Genomic DNA, 17,649 nt, shown 5'->3' on the forward strand with positions numbered 1-17,649 from the left:
GATCAGGGGTGCTGACGTGCACGAGGACGGAAACGGCGGCGCACAGCGCGTCGCCGGGCAGGTGACACCCAGTGGTGCAGACCAGGAATTCCTGTCCCTGGAACGCGAGCTGACCGTACTGCTCCGGCGCGCCCGGGCCAACCAGGGCGAGATGGCCCGTGAGGTCCACCCCGACCTGGAGTCCTCCGCCTACGGCCTGCTCATCCGGCTGGACGAACAGGGCGGCCAGCGGGCCACGGAACTCGCCGCCTACATCGGCGTCGGCAAGGCCACCATGTCCCGCCAGCTGCGGGCCCTGGAGGAGCTGGGCCTGATCACCCGCCAGCCCGACCCCGCCGACGGCCGCGCCTGGCTCGTCACCCTCACCGACGAGGGCCGCGGCCGGGTCGGCAAGGTCCGCGAGGCCCGCCGCGCCCGCTACGTCAGCCAGCTCGCCCACTGGGACCGCCATGAGGTGGCGGAACTGGCCCGGCTGCTGCACCGGCTGAACGGCGTCATGGAGAAGTAGGACGCGAGCGGGCCGCGGGCGCGAACGTTCACAGCTCCACGTACACCACCGTCGCGTCGTCGTGCGTCTTGCTCCGCCCCAGGAGCGCCCGCGCCTCGTAGTCCGCCGTCTCCAACTCCCGTACCCGGTCGACCAGCGCCCGCGCGCCCTCCTTCGCGACCAGCCCGAACAGGTCGGCCCAGTCGCCCTCGTGGAACTTCTCCGTCCAGCGGGCCGCGCCGTCCGTCAGCGCCGCCAGCGCGCGCACCTCGCGCCGCGGTCGCGAGCCGGTGACCGCGCGGGCGGCCACCGCGGGGTCCGCGGCGGCGGTGAAGAAGCCGCCCTCCCTGTTGCGCAGGGTGGCGTCCACCAGGGCGTCGGTGGCGAGCGCGGACGCGGGGAGCCGGCCGAGCCGGTCGTCCAGCACCGGGGTCACCTCGCCGTCCGCGCCCTGGAGCAGCAGCGCGGAGTCGGACAGCACCAGGTACTCGACCACGTCCGCGGACCAGCGGGCCAGGACGACGGTTGCCTGAGGCGTGCGCGGGTGAGAAAGGTCACAGGTGTCCGCATGGGCCTCGGCGGTGCGCCCGATCGCCCGCGCGAGAATCTCCGGGAGCGTCAGATCTCGGTCCGAAAGGGTCAGTTCGGTCAGTGCGCCGCCGAGCCGCGCGGTGAACCAGGGGACGGAATGCAGGCAGCCGGTGCCACCGCTGGGCGGAGTCACGCCGTCCAGCGTGATCACGCAACCTCCCTGTCCGGAGGCGGGTAGTCCGACACCGGCGAAGTCCTCGTTGGGGCGGGCGGCGTCGCCTGGTTCCGAGACGAGTTCGGTTCGCATCCGGCCAGTCTGCACCAGGCCTTCACAGGCCACGCCAAAGGCTGGCATGCGTCGCCGCGGGAACACGACCTCGCAGGTCAAGCGCCTGATTTGAGGGAGAATGAGGCACTCCGGCAAGGCGTGGTGGCGAATCCTGCCAAAGCCTGCCGCGCGCGTCCAACCGGCCCGCCGCACAAGGGCGCGGCACGCGCCACGGGAACTTGCCCGCCAACTCCCCTCCGATGTTCACTCCTTCGGGTGGCGGGTCAGGTGATGTGCGACCACTGCCCACCGGCGCTGGGAGGGTCGGGAACCGTACGAACCGGGTGTACGCACCACTTGGCACCTGGGCCTGTCGCCGTACTTCCGCCCACCTCCCGGGCGGACGACGGGAGTTGGACGACAGGACCCGAACGGGGCGCCACCCGGGCCCTTGGGTAGACGAGTTCAGGATTGCGAGCACCGGTGCGAAAGAAGTGGCCTCGGCGCACAGGCAGGCAGACGGCCCCCGCGGGGACCGCCCAGCAGACCCCCGTGGGCACCGGCCGCCCCACCCATGTGCGCACCCGGCTCATCATCGCCGTCGCAGTGGTGGCGGCAGCCGTCGCCGGGGCCGGCGCGCCCGCGCTGCTGACCGCCTCCCAGGACGTGAGCGACTCCCAGGACCTGGTGTCGCTGGCCGCCCGCACGCAGGACGCGCTCACTCTCGCCCATTCCCTGGCCGACGAGCGCGACGACGTCACCTCCTACATCGCGGCCGGCCGCCCCAAGTCGAAGGCGCCCTCCGAGGACCGCAGCGCCCGGGTGGACCGGCAGGTCGAGGACCTGCGCGCCGACGACGGCACCCCGGCGAGCCTGCGCACCGACCTCGACGCCATAGCGGCCGTCCGGCGGGCCGCCCTCACCGGCAAGAGCACCGCCCTCCAGGCCCACCAGGCCTACTCGGCCACGATCACCGAGCTGCACCGGCTCGCCGAGCGCCTGGCCGAGCAGACGCCCCCCGGCGCGGGCTCCGGCGCCTACGCCCTCGCCGAACTGGACTCCGCCGTCCAGCAGTCCGCCGCCGCCCGCGGCCTGCTGCTGGCCGCGCTGAACGTCCCGTCGAAGACCCAGACGGTGATCAGCCCGACCACCGGCCTGCCCACCACGACGTCCACCACCACCGACGCCGACAGGAAGCAGCGCGACGCCCTCACGGTCGCCGCCCAGCAGGCCCGGCTGCGTGCCGACGCGTCCCTCGCCGACTTCCGCGCGACCGCCCCCGAGGCGGCCGTGGGCTCCTACGACTCCACGGTCACCGGCGCCGAGGTCAACTCGGCCGACAAGTACCTCGCCACGCTCACCGACCAGCCGACGCTGACCGGCAGCGAGCTGACCACCAGCGCCAAGAAGCTCGACGCGGCCCTGTCCGCCCGTGTCGACCTCATGCGCGGCGCCGAGTCCGCGCTCTACGACCACCGCACCAAGGACCTCGCGAAGCTCCGGGACGACGACGTCACCGCCCTGGAGATCCGCATCGCCGTCCTCGGCGCGCTCATCCTGGCGGCCATCGGCATCGCGACCGCCATGGCCCGCACCCTCACCCGCCCGCTGTCGGTGCTGCGCCGCGGCTCGGCCCGCCTGGCGGAGGCCGAGGACCCGGCGGCCCAGGAACCGATCGCCTTCACCGGCCGCAACGACGAGTTCGCCCAGGTGGTCCGCTCGGTCAACGCCCTGCACGCACACGCGGCGGCCCTGCACGAGCGCGTGGCCACCCTGGAGACCGACCGCAAGCACCTGGTCGGCCAGCGGCAGCAGATGGCCGACGCCCGCGAGGCGCTGCGTGCCGAACTCGCCGAGTCCGCGACCCAGCTGGGCCGCCTGCGCACCAGCATCGGCGGCACCTTCGTCAACCTCGCGCTGCGCACGCTGGGCCTGGTGGAGCGGCAACTGGCGGTCATCGAGGGCCTGGAGGACCGGGAGCAGGACCCCGAGCGCCTCGCCACGCTCTTCAAGCTCGACCACTTCGCCACGGTCATGCGCCGCCACAGCGAGAACCTCCTGGTCCTCGCCGGCACCGAGCACGTACAGCAGCACCACGGTCCGGTGCCGCTGGTCGACGTGGTGCGCGCGGCGGTCAGCGAGATCGAGCGCTACGAGCGCGTCCGCATCGCCGCCCTGCCCCCGCACGCCCACGTGGCGGGCTTCGCCGCCGACGACCTCTCCCACCTGCTGGCCGAACTCATGGAGAACGCCACCTCGTTCTCCCCGCCGGACCTGCCCGTCGAGGTCTCCGGCTGGCTCCTGGAATCCGGCGAGGTCATGCTGTCGGTCCAGGACGAGGGCATCGGCATGGCGGGCGACCGCCTCGACCGCCTCAACGCCCGCCTCACCGACTTCGACCCCGAGTCCCCCTACGACCAGGAAGGCGACGACGGCCTGGGGCTCGGTCTCTACGTCGTCGCCCGACTCGCCCACCGCCACGGCGTCCGCGTCCAGCTGCGCGAGCAGAAACAGGGCGGCATCGCGGCGGTCGTGGTCCTGCCGGCCACGCTGTTCGTCGAGGCGTCCGCGGCCGCGCTGCCGCCCCGGTCCGCCGCCATGAGCAGCACCGGCACGTTCTCCCTCCCCGGCGCCGACGCCGAGGCCAACTCCAACGTCCTGCACGGCCGCGGCACGGACGCCGACCCGCTGGTGGCGCTCGCGGAGAAGGCGGCCCAGGCCTCCGGCGACCCCGCGCGGAACACCGGCCCGGAACCCGAGGACGCCGACGAGCCGGCCCCGGGGGACGAGGACGCGGGGACCCCCACGCGGGCGGCGTCGGCCCCGGAACCCGAGGACACCGGGACCCCCACGCGAGCGGCGTCGGCCCCGGAACCCGAGGCCCCGGAGACCCACACCCGCGCGGAGTCGGCCCCGGAACCCGAGGAGACCGGAACCCACACCCGCGCGGAGCCCACGGAGCACCAGCGGGCCGAGGAGTCCCCGGCGCGTCCGAAGCAGCCGGTGGAGACCCTCGCCGAGACGACGATGGAGCTCCTCCTCCCTGACCTGTCGCCGGAGGACACCGCCCAGACCGAGCCGACCGGTCCGGCGGAGCCGGCAGCACCGACGGGTCCGGTCGAACGGCCGGACGGCCCGCCGCCGCGCCGAGCCGCGGTCGCCGGCGGCGGGGACGCCCCACTGGGGCCACCCGCACCCGACGACGAAAGCCGCACGGGCGGTGCGGGCGACGAAAGCCGCGCGGACGGTGCGGATGGGAACGGAACCGCCGAAGCCGAAGACGAGGCGGTCACCAGCAAGGGCCTGCCCAAGCGCACCCCCAAGATCACCGCGCCCGCCGCACCGCCCCGCCAGCGCAACACCACCGTCGACGCCGAAGCCCTGCGCCGCAGACTCGGCGGCTTCCGCCGCGGAGCCGAGGCCGGCTACCGCGACGTGGAGGCGGAGATCACCGCACACACCACAGAAGCAACCGGGGGAACAACCGAGGAGGCAAGCAGTTGACCGCGCCCAGTACCTCCAGTACCGCCAGTGCCCACGGACCGAGCAGTGAGGCCCGCAACCTGCACTGGCTGCTGACCAACCTGGTCGAGGAGGTACCCGGCATCCAGTCCGTCGCCGTGGTCTCCTCGGACGGACTGCTGCTCCTGTCGTCGGACCCCGGCCACACGGAGCAGTCCCGCCGGGCGAACCCGGTGAAGGGCCCCCGCGGCTCCTCGGCCGACCTCGCCACCATCGTCTCCGGCATCGGCAGCCTCACCGTCGGCGCCGCGAAGCTGATGGACTTCGGCGGGGTCAAGCACACGATGGTGGCGATGGAGGAGGGCAGCCTGTTCGTGATGTCGATCAGCGACGGCTCGCTGCTCGGCGTGCACGGTTCCGCCGAGTGCGACATGAGCGTGGTGGCGTACCACATGGCCCTGTTCGTGGGCCGCGCCGGTCACGTCCTCACCCCCGAACTCCGCTCGGAGCTGCGGCAGTCGCTCGAGGCCCGGCCGGCCGGGAGCGCCCGATGAGCGGTACGGCGAAACTCCCCGTGCGCGGCGGCGACCGCAAGCCCGCCCGCGTCCGCCCCTACTCGCTCACCGGCGGCCGTACCCGCTTCGGCCACGTCCTCCTCGTGGAGACGTTCGTGGCGGCGCTGGAGGCCCCGGAGGAGCGCAGGGAACTGACGAGCGGTTCGACCGCCACCCGGGTCATGCCGGAGATGCGGGCCATCGTCGAACTGTGCCGCCGTATGCGCACGGTGGCCGAGATCGCCGCGCTGCTGAGGATGCCGCTCGGTGTGGTCCGCGTCCTCCTGAGCGACCTCGCGGACCAGGGAAAGATCCGTGTGTACGGCACCGGAACCGGTCACGGCACCGGCCGCCCGGACCGCGCTCTGCTGGAAAGGGTGCTGAGTGGACTCCGCCGTCTCTGACGCCACCGGCGTCGCCCCCCTCGTCACCGAGCCCGACGAGGACGTCAGATCCTGGCAGACGGACCGCACCCGGGCCCCCATCGCCACGAAGATAGTGGTCGCCGGGGGATTCGGCGTCGGCAAGACCACGCTGGTCACCTCCGTCTCGGAGATCACGCCGCTGCAGACCGAGGCGCTGATGACCGAGGCCAGCGAGGCCACCGACGACCTGTCCGCGACCCCGGGCAAGCTCACCACCACCGTGGCCATGGACTTCGGCCGCATCACGCTCGACGACGACCTGGTCCTCTACCTGTTCGGCACGCCGGGCCAGCAGCGGTTCTGGTTCATGTGGGACGACCTGGTGCGCGGCGCGATAGGCGCCGTCGTGATGGCCGACACGCGCCGGCTCAAGGACTGTTTCCCCGCGCTGGACTACTTCGAGAGCTGCGGGCTGCCGTACGTGGTCGCCGTCAACCACTTCGACGGCAGCGAGCGGTTCGAGGCCGAGGACGTACGGGAGGCGCTGACCATACCGGCGCGCATCCCTGTCATGATCATGGACGCGCGACGGCGGATCTCGGCCATCGAGACCCTCCTGGCCCTGGTGGCCCACGCGCTGGACGAAACCCCCGAGTAGTCCTCACCCGTAGGAGGCACCACCCGCATGCGGAAGATACTCGTCGTCGGAGCCGGCCAGTCCGGGCTCCAGCTCGCCCTCGGCCTGCAGTCGCACGGCTACGAGGTCACGCTGATGTCGAACCGGACCGCGGACGAGATCCGCGCCGGCCGGGTCATGTCGACGCAGTGCATGTTCGACACGGCACTGGGGCACGAGCGCGATCTCCAGCTGAACTTCTGGGAGTCCCAGGCCCCGAGGATCGAGGGGCTCGGCGTCTCGGTCGCGGCCCCCGGCTCCTTCGACCCGGGCCCCTCCCAGCGCGCGATCGACTGGGTGGGCAAGCTCGACGGGTACGCGCAGTCGGTCGACCAGCGGGTGAAGATGGCCGGCTGGATGGAGACCTTCGCCCAGCGCGGCGGCCAGCTGGTCATCCACGGCGCGGCGGTCGGTGACCTCGACTACTTCTCCCGCACCTACGACCTCGTCCTCGTGGCCGCCGGCAAGGGCGAACTGGTGTCGATGTTCGGCCGCGACCCGGAGCGCTCCCCGTACAGCGAGCCGCAGCGCGCCCTCGCGGTGGCGTACGTGCACGGCCTCGGCCCGCGCCCGGAGCACCCGGAGTTCGACGCGGTCCGCTGCAACCTCGTCCCCGGGGTCGGCGAGCTGTTCGTCATGCCGACGCTCACCACCTCGGGCCGCGCCGACATCCTGTTCTGGGAGGGCATACCCGGCGGCCCCCTCGACGTCTTCAACGGCGTCAAGGACCCGGCCGAGCACCTGTCCCTGACCCTGGAACTCATGGAGCGGTTCACGCCCTGGGAGTACGCCCGGGCGACCAAGGTCGAACTGACCGACGCCGGCGGCACGCTGGCCGGCCGCTACGCCCCGACCGTGCGCAACCCGATCGGCCGGCTGCCCTCGGGCGGCCTGGTCCTCGGCGTGGCCGACGTGGTCGTCGCCAACGACCCGATCACCGGACAGGGCTCCAACTCCGCCTCGAAGTGCGCGGCGGCGTACCTCGCGTCCATCCTCGAACGGGAGGACAAGCCGTTCGACGAGGAGTGGATGCGCGCCACCTTCGACCGGTACTGGGCCACCGCCCAGCACGTCACCAAGTGGACGAACGCGATGCTGGCGCCCCCGCCGGAGCACATCCTGAACCTCATCGGCGCGGCCGGCCAGCTGCAGCCGGTGGCTGATCGTTTCGCCAACGCCTTCGACGACCCCGCGGACTTCGAGAACTTCTTCTACGACCCGGAGAAGACGTCCGCCTACCTGGCCTCGGTCGCCGGCGCATGAGGGGCCGCTGACCCCGGTTCCGGCCGTCGTCGCCTACCGACGCCGGCCGCCGTCGGACGGCCACGCTCGCACCGGGGCCGTCCACGGTCCGCACACCCACGGCGCCCGGGCCGCCTACGCAGCGGGGCCGCCCGCCCGCGGAAGCCGGAAGCCCCGTCGGCAAGAAGGAGTGAAGCGCGCGGTTTAGTGCCGGGAAGACCGAACCCGAACGCCCCTTACGGCGTCGACGTCACATGAAGAGGCAGAAGTTCACCCACCGCGCCGTGCCACTGGCCATGGCCACCCTGTTCGCCCTCACCGGCTGCTCGGGATCCGGAGGATCCGGGAAGACGGAGACGAGGACGGATCCGGTCACCGGACCGGTCACCGTGAGCCGTGACGGCAGCGTCCTGACGGTCACCGCCGACTGGGGCGGGTGCGACGAGGCGCCCCGGCTCCGTGCGTCCGAGACCTCCACCACCGTCTCGCTGACGGTGCGGGTCACCACGCGTACCGGCCGCGGCGTCGTCTGCCCGGCCGACGCCCGGTCCGGGCCGGCCCGCGTGACCCTGCGCGAGGCGCTCGGATCGAGGACCGTGACCGACGGGACGACGGGCCGGCGGCTGCCGCACGGGAAGGCCTGACCCCGTGCCCCGTCCGCTCAGCCGCCGGGCCGCGGCGACGATGCCTCCCGCTGCGCCGCGACCGGGCGAACGGCGCCCCGCTCCCGTGGGTCGCCGTCCGGGCGGACGGCGCCGAGCACCGGAGCGGACGCCAGCAGCGACACCTTGACCCTCTCGCCCGGCCTCGGGGCCTGTACGACCTTGCCGCCGCCCACGTACATCGCCACGTGGGTGGCCTCGGGGAAGTAGATCACCAGGTCCCCGGGCCGCAGCTCCCTGAGCGGCACCCTCCTCAGCCGTCGCCACTGCTCCTGGCTGGTGCGGGGGATCGGGGTGCCCGCGTGCGACCAGGCCACGGCCGTCAGACCCGAGCAGTCGTACGACGAAGGACCCTGCGCACCCCACTGGTAGGGCTTGCCGAGCTGGTCCATGGCGTAGTCGACGGCGCGGCCGCCCTCGACCGAGGGCGGCCGGTCGTCGGGAAGGGCGCCCGCCGTGACGAGCTTCTGCTGGGCCTCGGTGGCGCCCTGCTGCTCCAGGCGGGCGATCGCGGCGAGCTGTCCGGGCGTGAGCGCGGCCAGCAGGCGCTCCACGCCGGCCAGCCTGGTCCGCACCTCGTCGCGCTGCTTCCGCTGTCTGCCGGCGAGGCTCAGCTGGGTGTCGAGGGCCTTGCGGGCCGCGCGCGCCACGGCGTCCTTGCGTTTCTCGGCCGTGGTCAGCCGGGCCACGGTCCGGGTGCGCTCGCGCGCGAGCTCGCCGATGACATGGCCCTCGTCCAGTGCGTGCTGCGGATCGTGGGCGAGGAGCAGCCGGACGTAGGGGCCGAGGCCGGAACTGCTCTGGTACTGCTGGCGTGCCAGGCGCCCGGCGTCCGTCCGGCTGCCGCGCAGGTCGAGGCGGGCGCGGACCAGCTCGCCGTCGAGGCGGGTCACCTCGGCGCGCTGCCGCTCCAGCTTCTCCGCGGTGGCGTTGTAGGACTCGCTGGCCTGCTCGGTCTGCCGGTACAGCCGCTGAAGGTCCGTCAGCAACTGGGCGACGGACCGCTGCGGTTCCGGTGCGGCCGCCGCGGGCACGGGCGCGAGGACGGCCTGGGCCGCCACCGCGGCCGTACAGGCCAGGCGGGGAAACCTTCCTGCCACGTCATCACCTCCGGAGCGGGGAAGCGGGCGCTCCGCTTCCCGTCGACGTCGACGTCGACAAGGTGATAATCAGACGTGCAGATGGCGGCTGTGCACGAAGCACGCGCGGTTCGGCGCAGCGCTTTCACCCGTTCGCGTCACCCGGCTTGCCGGACGGCGCGGCACGTGGCTTCGACCAGGGCCACCGCAGCCGCCCGCCGGACGTGTCGTCCGGGTCGTACCGGTACTTCCAGCCCTGGACCAGTCCCAGCCTCCTGCTGTGGCCCCGTGGCACGCGGTGGTAGACGAGCACCGTGGGCGGGCCGCCGTCCGGGTCCGGCAGGGGGATGCGGTACGTCTTCGGCGGGTGTCCGGTCGGGCCGAGCAGGACGGGCAGCACGCGCCCGTCCATCGGGCCGCCCTCGAAGGGGGTGTTCTGGCTTCTCACGGCTCCAGTCTCAGCCTTCCCCGGCGAGCCCGCCGACGACGGCGGCCGTCTGCGGGTCGCGGCCGGCGGTGACCGTGAGCGCGGCCACGAACTGCTCCACCAGCCAGTCGCGCAGCTCCTGGACGGGGGGCTGCTTGTCCTCGTCCAGCCACATCAGCGAGGCCGCCTCCACGGACGTGATCCACATCCGCACCGTCATGCGCAGCCGCGGCTCGGCGGCCGAGACGCCGAGATGACGGAAGATGTGCTCGGCGGCGGCCCGGCGCACCCCGTCCACGATCGCCGTGGTCCGGGACGTCTCCACCACGCTCCCGCCCTGCAGCAGGGCGCTGAAGCCGGTGTCATGCTCGTCCACGAAGGCCAGGTAGCGGTCGAGGGCCCGGGCCAGCCGGGGCAGCAGCGGACCCTCGCGGGGCTCGTCGAAGCAGTGCTGGAGCTCCTCGGCGGCGGAGCGGAGCGCGGCCTCGTACAGCTGCTGCTTGCCGCCGGGGAAGTACCGGTACACCAGCGGGCGGGACACCCCGGCCGCCTCCGCCACGTCGTCCAGGGACACGTCCTCCGGGGCGCGGTGCGCGAAGAGGGACAGTGCGGCGTCGAGGAGCTGACTCCGTCGCTCCTCGACGCTCAGGCGACGGTAGGCCGGGGTGGCGGCGGACGGGGTCATGAACGGCAGCCTAATCGCCGCACGCCCCCGTCCGCCGTCCCTCCGCCCGCACGGGGGGACGGACCCGCCGTCCGTCTCAGGCGAGCAGCCCCGACGACCTCCACAGCCGCCGGCCCACGCCCCGCAGCACCCCGATGTCGTCGAGGAAGTCCGTCAGGCGCTTCGCGCCTGTCTGCATGACCTCCCGGCGGTGGCCGCTCGCCTTCACCTGCGCCATCGCCTCCCGCTTGTCCAGGCCCACGTTCGTGTAGACCTCGGGGTTGACGAACGCCACCGAGAACACCCGGGCGAACTCGCCCGACGTGACCCGGGTGAACTCCTGCGACCACTTCGGCGCCGTCAGCATCTGGCGCCGCAGCTCCTCCCGGGCGTACCGCACGTGGCGTGCCTCCTCGACCACGTGGATGCGCGTGACGCCCCGGATCAGCGTCTGGACGCGCTCGTCCGGGAACGTCAGCCGCTGCATCCAGTCCAGGACCTCCTCGCCGAGCAGCGTCGCCGTGAAGGAGCCGGGGGTCGTCGAGATGGTCTTGAACAGGCGGCCCAGGTTCTGGTGGGCGCGGCTCACCGGGTACCAGGGCGTGCCCCCCTGCGAGATCAGCCGGGCGAACATCTTCGAGTGCCGGCACTCGTCCTCGATCTCGGTCAGCGCGTACCGCACGTGCGCGCTCGTCGCCGCCTTGTCGTAGACGTGCCGGACGAGCAGCTGCATCAGGATCAGTTCGAACCAGATGCCGAGCGAGGCGAGCGCCGCCGCCTCGTGCTGGGAGAGCAGGATCCGCTGCTCCTCGCTCATCCGCTTCCACAGCGGGGTGTCGTACAGGGACACCAGCTCCGGCGGCCAGAACCACTTGCCCTCCTCGAAGGGCGCGTCCCAGTCGAGCTCCTTGTCCGGGTCGAAGGAGTGCTTGGCGGAGGAGACCAGCAGCCGTTCGGCCACCTGCTCCCGGTCCTTGAGCAGGCCGAGCGCGTCGCGCAGGCCGTCCAGCGCGTCCGCTTCCGTCAGGGTCGTCATGGCTCCCTCACCTCGTTACCCGGGGGTAGTCTTCCGCCTCTTATGAGACTGCCTGTCAGCAAGACCGTCAATCCCCCGCGCATGACTTGTTGACCGCGCGTCTACGTGTGAGCCTGCGAGGTATGCCGACGCACGACCTCTACGCCAACGCCCCCCGAGACCCCTCCTGGCAGGTTCCCTCGAGCGGCGCCGCCCGTTTCAGCTGGGAGTACGACGACGGCCGCGACCGACTGCTCGCCCTGTACCAGAAGGGCAAGGACAAGCAGTGGGACGGCCAGAAGCGCATCGACTGGGACCTGGAGGTCGACCCCTGCGACGCGCTCGGCACGCCCGACGAGGCGATGTCCCTGTACGGCACGAAGCACTGGGACAAGCTCACCGCCAAGGACAAGGGGGAGCTGCGCCGGCACTACGCCTCCTGGCAGTTCAGCCAGTTCCTGCACGGCGAGCAGGGCGCGATGATCTGCGCGGCACGGATCGTGGAGTCGGTGCCCGACCTGGACGCCAAGTTCTACTCCGCGACGCAGACGATGGACGAGGCCCGGCACGCCGAGATCTACGGCCGCTTCCTGCACGAGAAGATCGGGCTGCTCTACCCGATCAACGACAACCTCCAGTCCCTGCTCGGCGACACCCTGCGCGACAGCCGCTGGGACATGCCCTACCTGGGCATGCAGGTGCTGATCGAGGGCCTCGCGCTGGCCGCCTTCGGCATGATCCGCGACACCACCGACAAGCCGCTGCCCAAGCAGATCCTCACGTACGTCATGCAGGACGAGGCCCGGCACGTGGCCTTCGGCCGGATGGCGCTGCGCGACTACTACAAGCAGCTCACCGACGCCGAACTGCGCGAACGCGAGGACTTCGTCATCGAGGGCTGCTACCTGATGCGCGACCGGCTGCGCGGCGTGGAGGTGCTGGAGAACTTCGGCATCCCGAAGGCCGAGGCCGAGGCGCTGAGCGAGCGCTCCGAGTTCCTCCAGCTCTTCCGCAGACTGCTGTTCAGCCGCATCGTGCCCTGCGTGAAGGACATCGGCCTGTGGGGCAAGCGGCTGCAGCAGGCGTACGTCGACATGGGCGTCTTCGAGCTGGGCGACTCCAGCCTGGACCTGCTGATGGCCCAGGACGAGGAACTGGCCGAGCGGCTGGACGCCGAGCGGTTCGCGGCGGAGGAGCGTGAGCGCGTGGCCGAGGTGCGGCAGGCGATCGATTCCGCGACGGAGGAGGAGGCCTGACGGGGCAGGGGGCGGAAGAGGCCGATGGGGCAGGCGGAGGGGGCCTGACGGGCAGGGGAGTAGGAGGCTGACGGGCAGGGAGAGGAAGAGGCGGACGGGGCAGGCGGAGGAGGCGGCTGACGGCGCGGGCGGAGGCCTGGCCGGCGGCGTGTCGAGGCTCCGCACGGGGTGCGGTGCCGCTCCGTTCACCCGCGTGCAGTAGCGTGCGGGCGTGTCCATGCCTCCGCCGCCGCAGCAGCCGCAGTATCCGAACCAGCCGCAGCCCCCGTACGGCCAGCAGCCCCCGGCCGCCCCCGGCCCGTACGGCTCCCCGTACCCGCAGCAGCAGCCGTACCCTCCGCAGCAGGGTCCCTACCCCCAGCAGCCGTACCCCGGGTGGGGTACGCCGCCCATGGTGCCGCCGCCCAGGAAGCGCCGCGTCGGCCTGGTGCTCGGCATAGTCGGCGGTGTGATCGCGGCCGGTGTCGCGGTGCTCATCCTGCTCGGGGTGGTGGCCGAGAGCGGCTTCCCCGAGGCGGAGAACAAGCTCACGCTGCCCCAGACGCTGCTCGACGGCAAGTACGAGCTCAACAAGGACCTCTCGGCCACCGAGGGCAAGAAGATCGAGGACGAGGCCGACGGCGCCTGGGACGCCAAGGACATGCACGGCGTCGTCGGCAGCTACGCGCTCGGCGGCGACCAGAACAAGGGCACCCTGGTGGTGTCCGGGATGTACGGCCGGTTCAAGAACGGCGACGCGGCCCGCCGCAACATGATGAAGGGCGCCGCCCAGGGCGCGAGCGCGAAGGTCGCCGTCCCCGCGAAGGACTTCGACCTGGACGTCACCATCACCTGCGAGGTGCTGTCCCAGGAGCAGTTCGGCTCCAAGGTCACCCTGCCGATGTGCGCCTGGGCCGACGGCAACACCGGCGCCACCGTGGCCGAGGTGACCACGGAGGGCGTGTCGCAGGACCCGTCGGAGGTGGACCTGGAGGCGCTGGCGCAGCAGACCCTCAAGATCCGCGACGAGGCGGTCAAGCCGATCGGCTGACGGCCACCGTCTCTCCGGGGTCCCCGGACCTCACGGCCTCCCCCGGAGGGAACGACGTCCGCAGCGTGAAGGCGTACGGCGTCGGGCCGTGCGCCCTCAGGTGCAGCAGCCGGTCCTCCGCCTCGGCGACCGCCGGGCGGTGGCCGGCCGGCACCCACCACAGGGCGGTCACCGCCTCCTCCAGCCGCTCGAACCATTCCCTCCGCCGGCCGAGCAACTCCCGGTGCCGGCCTTGGTACATGAACGCCGTCAGCGCGTCGGTGTCCCGCCACACCGACATGTTGACGATCAGCCACTCGTCACCGAGGACGGGGATGTCGGTCGCGTTGCCGGAATCGCTCTGCAGCCGCCACACGAACCCGGCCGAGCCGTCCGCCGTGGCGTTCACGGAGTCGAGTGCGTCGACGAAGTCCTTCAACTGCGGTGAGTCCAGCGGGAATCTGAGGCGGGCGATGTTGACCTGGGCGAGTTCGTACGCGGCTGCGGTATCCGTCATGCCCGCACCGTAGGTCGGCCCCCGAGACGTGCGGTACCCCCCGTCTCACAGGCCGAGAACCGCCCGCATCACCTCCTTCGCGATCGGCGCCGCGTCACCGCCGCCGCTGATCTCGCCCCGGTTCGCCGAGGCGTCCTCCACCACCACGGCGACCGCCACCCCCGGCTCCATGGCGTTCTCCGCCTGCGCCCACGACACGAACCAGGCGTACGGAACACCGGAGTTGCCGACCCCGTGCTGGGCGGTGCCCGTCTTGCCGCCGACGGTCGCGCCGGGGATGGCGGCCTGGGTACCGGTGCCCTCCTCGACCACGTCGGTCATCAGCTCCCGCAGCCGCGCGGCCGTGGACGGCTTCATCACCTGCCTCGCGGGATGCGCCCCGGCCCCCTCGACCGTCTCGCCGCCGTGCCGGGTCGTCCGCTCCACCAGGTACGGCGTCCGCAACTGGCCCCCGCCCGCGACGGCCGCCGCCACCATCGCCATCTGCAACGGCGTGGCCCGCGTGTTGTACTGCCCGATCGAGGACAACGCCAACTGCGCCCTGTCCACGTGCCGGTCGAAGGTGCTGGGCGAGACGGAGAAGGGAATGCGCAGGCCGCTGTCGTTGAACCCGAAGGCCTCCGCCGTGCCCGCCATCGCGGACACGCCGACGTCCACGCCCAGTTTGGCGAAGACCGTGTTGCAGGACCACTCGAAGGCCGCCCGCAGCGAGGCGTCGCGACAGCCGTCGGCCTCGTTGGTCAGCCGGGTTCTGGTGCCGGGCAGCCGGTACGGGTCGGGGGAGCGGGTCGGCTCGTCCAGGTCCGTGACCACGCCCGCGTCCAGCGCGGCCGCCGCGGTGACCACCTTGAACGTCGACCCCGGCGGATACGTCTGCCGCACCGCCCGGTTGAGCATCGGCTTCTCCGGATCGTGGATGAGCCGGGACCAGGCCGAGGCCACCGCCTCACCGTTGCCCGACAGCGACGACGGGTCGTACGACGGACTCGTCACGAGCGCGAGGACGCGGCCCGTGGCCGGCTCGATCGCGGCCACCGCGCCCTTGCGCCCGGCCAGCCCCCGATAGGCCGCCTGCTGCGCCCGGCGGTCGAGGGTCGTGACGACGTCCCCGCCGCGGCTGCGCCCCCGCGTCACGTCGTGCCACAGCGGCAACGGTGACAGCATCGCGTCGGTGCCCGCGAGCACCCCGTCCTCGGAGTGCTCCAGGAAGGTGGTGCCGTACGTCTGCGACGCGAAGCCGGTGACCGGTGCGTACAACGGGCCGTCGCGGTAGGTGCGTTCGTAGCGTAGCTGCTCGCCGGTGTCCAGGGAACCGGTGACGGGCGCACCGCCGACCAGGATGTCGCCGCGCGGCTGCTGGTAACGGGCGATCGTGGCACGGCGGTTGGCCGGGTTGTCGGTGTAGACGCGGGCCTGCACCACCTGCACCCGGGCCGCGTTGACCAGCAGCGCCGCCAGCAGCAGGACGCAGAACGCGCAGGCGTGCCGGATGTAGCGGGCCATCGGCCGTCCGCCGCCGTACTCGGTCACGGTGCCTCCGGTCGGTCGTGGTCGGTCACGGTGCCTCCGGTCGGTCGTGGTCGGTCACGGCGCCTCCCGCCGGTCGTCCGGTCGGTCGTGGTCGGTCACGGCGCCTCCGGTCGGTCGTCCGGTCGGTCGTGGTCGGTCACGGTGCCCCCGGTCGGTCGCGTGGTGGGTCACGGCGCCTCCGGTCGGTCGTGGTCGGTCACGGTGCGTCCCGCCCGTCGTACTGCCGTCTTGCCGAGTCGCTCACCCGGATCAGCAGCGCCACGATCGCCCAGTTGGTGACCACCGAGGAGCCGCCCTGGGCGAGGAACGGCATCGCCATGCCGGTCAGCGGGATCAGCCCGGTCACCCCGCCCGCGATCACGAACACCTGCAGCGCGACGAGCGAGGCGAGTCCGACGGCGAGCAGCCGGCCGAAGGGCTCCCGCAGGGCGAGACCCGACCGGTATCCGCGCTCCACCAGCAGGGCGTACAGCAGGAAGATCGCGGCCAGCCCCGCCAGCCCCAGTTCCTCGCCCGCCGTGGCCAGGATGAAGTCCGACTTGGTGGCGAAGCCGATGAGGGTCGAGTGACCCAGTCCCAGACCGGTGCCGAGGACCCCTCCGGCGGCGAAGGCGAACAGCGACTGGGAGAGCTGGTTGGGGCCCCGACCAGCCTCGATGGTGGCGAACGGGTGCAGCCAGTCCTCGATCCTGCCCCCCACGTGCGGCTCCAGCCGGCCCACGGCGAACGCGCCGAGCACGGCCAGCAGCAGCCCCACCGCGATCCAGCCGGTGCGGCCGGTGGCGACGTACAGCAGCACCACGAACAGGCCGAAGAACAGCAGCGAGGTGCCGAGGTCGCGCTCCAGGACCAGCACGCCGACGCTCAGCAGCCAGATCGTCACGATGGGACCGAGCACCCGGCCGGTCGGGAACTGCATCCGCCACACCCGGCGGCCGGTGTACGCGAGCGCGTTGCGGTTGGCGGCCAGGTACGCGGCGTAGAACACCGCGAGCAGCACCTTCGCGAACTCGCCCGGCTGGATGGAGAACCCCGCGACCCGGATCCAGATGCGGGCGCCGTTGACCGCGGGGAACAGGATCGGCAGCAGCAGGAGCACCAGGGCGGCGACCACACAGACGTACGAGTACCGCTGGAGCGCGCGGTGGTCGCGCAGGACCAGGACGACGGCGATGAACAGCCCCACCCCGAGCGTGGACCACACCAGCTGGGCCGGGGCCGCCCGGTCGTCCGGCGTCTCCAGGTCCAGCCGGTAGATCAGCACCAGACCGAGACCGTTGAGCAGCACGCCGATCGGCAGCGGCAGCGGATCGGCGTGCGGCGCCCGGATACGGACCGCGACGTGCGCGAACAGGGCGAGCACGCCGAGCCCGGCGCCGTAGCCGACGGCACCCGGCGGCACGGTACCCGTCCTCGCCAGCCCCACCGCGCAGTAGCCGTACACGGACAGCAGGACGGCCAGCACGATCAGGGCGAGCTCGACGCCCCGGCGCCGGGGGAGGCGTACGGCGCGTGCGTGATCCCGGGCGGCCGCCACGGTGGTTCCGGCCTTCGTCATGCCCGGAACCTACCCAAACGCCGCGTCCGCGTCGGAAACGACTCGCGCCGCGGGGGTCTGCGGTCGGGGCGCGCGCGGCATGCGGCGCGCGGAGCTTGCGGAGCGCGGGCTTACGGAGTGCGGGGCTTACGAGGTTGTGGGCTGGCGGGGCTGGCGGGGCTGGCGGGGCTGAGGAGCGTTGCGGGGGCACGCGGGGCATGCGGGGCACGCGGGGCAGGCGGTGGCCGAGGCGGTGCACGCGGTGCTCGTGGGGCATGCGGTGGCCGGGGCGGTGCACGCGGTGCAGGCGGTGCACGCGGGGCATGCGGGGCTTCGCCCACCCCGGGGACGCGGTGCGAGGGGTGACC

17 protein-coding genes are annotated in these 17,649 nt (G+C 72.6%); 9 read left to right on the forward strand and 8 right to left on the reverse strand.

Annotated elements, in window-relative coordinates; genetic code table 11:
* Positions 1–16: 16 nt before the first annotated feature.
* The gene (locus tag IE177_RS03490; protein WP_190013189.1) at positions 17–508 is read left to right on the forward strand and encodes a MarR family winged helix-turn-helix transcriptional regulator; all 492 of its coding nucleotides are present in this window, start codon (positions 17–19) and stop codon (positions 506–508) included.
* 28 nt (positions 509–536) lie between these two features.
* On the opposite strand, the gene IE177_RS03495 is transcribed toward IE177_RS03490, so the two are convergent.
* Positions 537–1,325, reverse strand: coding sequence for a protein phosphatase 2C domain-containing protein (locus IE177_RS03495; protein WP_190013190.1), 789 nt, complete (start codon positions 1,323–1,325; stop codon positions 537–539).
* 444 nt (positions 1,326–1,769) lie between these two features.
* Between IE177_RS03495 and IE177_RS03500 the strand changes: the two genes are divergently transcribed.
* From IE177_RS03500 to IE177_RS03525, 6 genes are all read left to right on the forward strand, one after another.
* Positions 1,770–4,790, forward strand: a complete 3,021-nt coding sequence (locus tag IE177_RS03500) for a sensor histidine kinase (RefSeq protein WP_190013191.1) — start codon at positions 1,770–1,772, stop codon at positions 4,788–4,790.
* Complete coding sequence (locus IE177_RS03505) at positions 4,787–5,302, forward strand: roadblock/LC7 domain-containing protein (RefSeq protein WP_190013192.1); 516 nt, start codon at positions 4,787–4,789, stop codon at positions 5,300–5,302. Before IE177_RS03500 ends, IE177_RS03505 begins: the two co-directional genes overlap by 4 nt.
* The gene (locus IE177_RS03510) at positions 5,299–5,706 is read left to right on the forward strand and encodes a DUF742 domain-containing protein (RefSeq protein WP_190013193.1); all 408 of its coding nucleotides are present in this window, start codon (positions 5,299–5,301) and stop codon (positions 5,704–5,706) included. The genes IE177_RS03505 and IE177_RS03510 overlap by 4 nt, the downstream gene beginning before the upstream one ends.
* Positions 5,687–6,325 carry a GTP-binding protein gene (locus tag IE177_RS03515; protein ID WP_190013194.1) on the forward strand — a complete coding sequence of 213 codons (639 nt, stop codon included), beginning with the start codon at positions 5,687–5,689 and terminating at the stop codon, positions 6,323–6,325. Before IE177_RS03510 ends, IE177_RS03515 begins: the two co-directional genes overlap by 20 nt.
* Positions 6,326–6,352: 27 nt before the next feature.
* The gene (locus tag IE177_RS03520) at positions 6,353–7,606 is read left to right on the forward strand and encodes a styrene monooxygenase/indole monooxygenase family protein (protein WP_190013195.1); all 1,254 of its coding nucleotides are present in this window, start codon (positions 6,353–6,355) and stop codon (positions 7,604–7,606) included.
* 233 nt (positions 7,607–7,839) lie between these two features.
* Positions 7,840–8,229, forward strand: a complete 390-nt coding sequence (locus IE177_RS03525) for a hypothetical protein (protein ID WP_190013196.1) — start codon at positions 7,840–7,842, stop codon at positions 8,227–8,229.
* Between the two features lie 17 nt (positions 8,230–8,246).
* Here IE177_RS03525 and IE177_RS03530 read toward each other — a convergent pair whose 3' ends face one another.
* The 4 genes from IE177_RS03530 to IE177_RS03545 form a co-directional block, all read right to left on the reverse strand.
* Positions 8,247–9,347 (reverse strand): C40 family peptidase, encoded by a 1,101-nt coding sequence (locus IE177_RS03530; protein ID WP_190013197.1) that lies wholly within the window; start codon positions 9,345–9,347, stop codon positions 8,247–8,249.
* A gap of 124 nt (positions 9,348–9,471) precedes the next feature.
* Entirely contained in the window at positions 9,472–9,774 is a 303-nt protein-coding gene (locus IE177_RS03535; RefSeq protein ID WP_190013198.1) for a DUF8847 domain-containing protein, read from the reverse strand.
* 10 nt (positions 9,775–9,784) lie between these two features.
* Positions 9,785–10,438: a TetR/AcrR family transcriptional regulator gene (locus tag IE177_RS03540; RefSeq protein ID WP_190013199.1), complete on the reverse strand. Its 654-nt coding sequence runs from the start codon at positions 10,436–10,438 to the stop codon at positions 9,785–9,787.
* Between the two features lie 76 nt (positions 10,439–10,514).
* Entirely contained in the window at positions 10,515–11,453 is a 939-nt protein-coding gene (locus tag IE177_RS03545) for an AurF N-oxygenase family protein (protein ID WP_190013200.1), read from the reverse strand.
* A 122-nt stretch (positions 11,454–11,575) separates the two neighbouring features.
* Between IE177_RS03545 and IE177_RS03550 the strand changes: the two genes are divergently transcribed.
* On the forward strand, positions 11,576–12,688 hold the full coding sequence (locus tag IE177_RS03550) for a ferritin-like domain-containing protein (protein WP_190013201.1): 1,113 nt from the start codon (positions 11,576–11,578) through the stop codon (positions 12,686–12,688).
* A gap of 217 nt (positions 12,689–12,905) precedes the next feature.
* Positions 12,906–13,718, forward strand: a complete 813-nt coding sequence (locus tag IE177_RS03555) for a hypothetical protein (RefSeq protein ID WP_373305017.1) — start codon at positions 12,906–12,908, stop codon at positions 13,716–13,718.
* Here IE177_RS03555 and IE177_RS03560 read toward each other — a convergent pair.
* The 3 genes from IE177_RS03560 to IE177_RS03570 all read right to left on the reverse strand — a co-directional run bounded on the left by IE177_RS03560 (position 13,702) and on the right by IE177_RS03570 (position 17,302).
* Positions 13,702–14,214 (reverse strand): DUF3291 domain-containing protein, encoded by a 513-nt coding sequence (locus IE177_RS03560; protein ID WP_190013203.1) that lies wholly within the window; start codon positions 14,212–14,214, stop codon positions 13,702–13,704. The genes IE177_RS03555 and IE177_RS03560 overlap by 17 nt on opposite strands.
* Positions 14,215–14,259: 45 nt before the next feature.
* On the reverse strand, positions 14,260–15,717 hold the full coding sequence (locus tag IE177_RS03565; protein WP_190013361.1) for a penicillin-binding transpeptidase domain-containing protein: 1,458 nt from the start codon (positions 15,715–15,717) through the stop codon (positions 14,260–14,262).
* A gap of 223 nt (positions 15,718–15,940) precedes the next feature.
* Positions 15,941–17,302 (reverse strand): FtsW/RodA/SpoVE family cell cycle protein, encoded by a 1,362-nt coding sequence (locus IE177_RS03570; RefSeq protein WP_190013204.1) that lies wholly within the window; start codon positions 17,300–17,302, stop codon positions 15,941–15,943.
* Between the last annotated feature and the right edge of the window lie 347 nt (positions 17,303–17,649).

Origin of the sequence: Streptomyces lucensis JCM 4490 (assembly GCF_014650035.1) — a bacterium.
In the GTDB taxonomy this organism is placed as follows: Bacteria; Actinomycetota; Actinomycetes; order Streptomycetales; family Streptomycetaceae; genus Streptomyces; species Streptomyces lucensis.